The sequence below is a fragment of the Microcoleus sp. MON1_C5 genome (genome assembly GCF_036701875.1).
Lineage (GTDB): Bacteria > Cyanobacteriota > Cyanobacteriia > Cyanobacteriales > Microcoleaceae > Microcoleus.
In genome coordinates, this window is the sequence record NZ_JAUBRN010000145.1 from 1 (window position 1) to 2,109 (window position 2,109).

The 2,109-nt window shown below is 44.5% G+C and carries 3 protein-coding genes and 1 pseudogene; 1 reads left to right on the forward strand and 3 read right to left on the reverse strand.

Annotated features, from left to right (window positions below):
- Positions 1-119, forward strand: a pseudogene (locus QUA71_RS29045) (photosystem II q(b) protein); the annotation flags it as partial.
- A gap of 336 nt (positions 120-455) precedes the next feature.
- Here QUA71_RS29045 and QUA71_RS29050 read toward each other — a convergent pair.
- The 3 genes from QUA71_RS29050 to QUA71_RS29060 all read right to left on the reverse strand — a co-directional run bounded on the left by QUA71_RS29050 (position 456) and on the right by QUA71_RS29060 (position 1,652).
- Entirely contained in the window at positions 456-797 is a 342-nt protein-coding gene (locus tag QUA71_RS29050; protein ID WP_333290458.1) for a XisI protein, read from the reverse strand.
- Positions 798-1,042: 245 nt separating this feature from the next.
- The gene (locus QUA71_RS29055; protein WP_333290460.1) at positions 1,043-1,417 is read right to left on the reverse strand and encodes a type II toxin-antitoxin system RelE/ParE family toxin; all 375 of its coding nucleotides are present in this window, start codon (positions 1,415-1,417) and stop codon (positions 1,043-1,045) included.
- Complete coding sequence (locus QUA71_RS29060; RefSeq protein ID WP_333290462.1) at positions 1,407-1,652, reverse strand: type II toxin-antitoxin system RelN family antitoxin; 246 nt, start codon at positions 1,650-1,652, stop codon at positions 1,407-1,409. The genes QUA71_RS29055 and QUA71_RS29060 overlap by 11 nt, the downstream gene beginning before the upstream one ends.
- Between the last annotated feature and the right edge of the window lie 457 nt (positions 1,653-2,109).

A 2,109-nucleotide genomic window follows, 5' to 3' on the forward strand; every position in this document is an offset into this window, starting at 1 on the left:
ACCGCGCTAACTTGGGTATGGAAGTAATGCACGAGCGCAATGCTCACAACTTCCCGCTTGACTTGGCTGCTAGTGAAGTCACCCCAGTAGCAATGGTTGCTCCTTCTATCAATGGCTAAGTTTTAGCTATCGATAAACAAAAAGCGCTCCTAGTAATAGGGGCGCTTTTTGTTTGGGAAAAAATATTTTTACTGCGGGGATGGGAAGTATAGCAGCCGCTAAGGCAGTTAGGACGCTTGACCTAAGACATCTTCAATTACCAGAAAGTAAACAATCAAACTGTTCCATTTGTTGGCGGGTTCGACTCTTTAACCAAGACTCTTCTTGGGTCAATCTTGTTTAGGTAGAGGAGAATATGGTGGTAAGTACACTAATGTTTTTAAAAAAATTTTGTTCAATAAATAACCATTAATAGCTGTGCGATCGAGCTTTTTGATTTTCCCATCCCTGAAGTGCTACGAAGCTACTGCAAAATCTGTGTACTGCCGCATCCCAGGCTCGTGAAAGGCCAAAACAATATCTTCCTTGGGAACTCCAGCGCGCACCAAATCCGTTGCAATCCCATCTTCTGTCCAGTCTTCCTCAATCCAGAATTTGCGATCGCCAATCCTAACGTAGACAGTTATGCCGGTAATGCGATCGCCCTTTTCCCAGTCAAGATTCATCCAAATGTAATGACCGTTTTGTTCGTCGGTAATCAAGAATGTTTCGATGTGTGGTTGAGGACGGCGGCACAATTTTAGATACTCGGTTAAAATCCGCTTGATTAATTTGGGATACTCAGTTAGTTTATCCATTGTACTATTTCGTCTACTTACGCAGCAAAACTATTAACAAGTCTAAGTGTAGGTCTGTCTGCACTTGTGGGCGATCGCAAATAACTTCCAGGTAGCCTCGCAACTGCTACAGTGTTCCCCAACAAATCGAATAACTCAACGCTATAACCTGTTTCTAGCCACTCAAGGTGCGTGAAATTCAACTTAGCCGTATATTAGTTTTTTAAGTAGATACTTGGACTCGATCGAGTTCAAAAATTCTTGATTCATAATTCTTCTGATTCGGGAAATTGTTGCTCATATTGGGCTAGAATTTCTCGAACTGTTTCGGCGGCGATGTCTGATAGGTCTGATTTAGAATAGATAGTCACCAAAACGATCGAATTGCTAGTTTTGAGGTAATAAATAGCACGGTAGCCCGCGCTTTTGCCTTTTTGAATGTCGCTGTTCTTAATTCTGACTTTGAAAATTTCGTACTCCATTCCCGGAATGCGATCGCCCGGAAGTTCCCCCGCTTGAAGTTGTTCGATTACAGGCTGAATGTCGTTGCGAATGTTGCGATAGCGTTTGGCTAAAGTTCGCAAGTCTCGTTGAAATCGGGGGGTGACTTCAATTTGGATCGGTTGCGGATCAATTGTCATCGATTCCGTCCCACAGTTGAGACAAAGGGAGAGTTTGTCCGGTAATTGCTTCATGGAAGCCTTGCTGAAGCCCTTCGAGGACAGTTTCAGTGGGGTCATCATCCGGATCGATGTCAGTGTCTTCCGGCACTAAAACAATAATCCGAACGTGGCTGTGGCTGGCAAGAGCAAGGGGTCGATCAATATAAAGCATCCCTCGATCGTCAATTTTTCCGGTAGTTTCGATCGCTTTCATAGTCTACCTTTGTCTTTCTGTAAAGAACAGTTTTTCCCAGCATATCAAAGAATTCAAAGGATCGTGAGATCCGCGCGCGGGGTTCAGAAACCCGGTTTCTTGCAACATCTCGGTGAGGATGCTGAAATAAATTATTGCAGAAACCCGGTTTCTTGAATGCGCGCGGGGAGTCAGAAACCCGGTTTCTTCCTAAATCTTAGCGAGGATGCTGAGACGATCGCAGAAACCCGGTTTCTTTCTAGTCGCGGGGAGAGTCACAAACTCGGTTTCTTACCAACATCTTGGTGAGGATGTCGCAATTATTGCAGAAACCGGGTTTATTGGAGTAGATGCTAAACCCTAACTACCGCCAATCCGAGCGACATCGCCAGTAATCGGTAGGGCATTGCACAGTTGTGGTATGCTATCGATAGCACGCCTGCAAGGAACAAACATATTTCAGCTAGTAATAGGCACA

Coding starts and splice junctions, on each gene's coding strand:
- QUA71_RS29050 (WP_333290458.1), bottom strand. CDS start 797: ATGGATAAACTAACTGAGTATCCCAAATTAATCAAGCGGATTTTAACC.
- QUA71_RS29055 (WP_333290460.1), bottom strand. CDS start 1,417: ATGACAATTGATCCGCAACCGATCCAAATTGAAGTCACCCCCCGATTT.
- QUA71_RS29060 (WP_333290462.1), bottom strand. CDS start 1,652: ATGAAAGCGATCGAAACTACCGGAAAAATTGACGATCGAGGGATGCTT.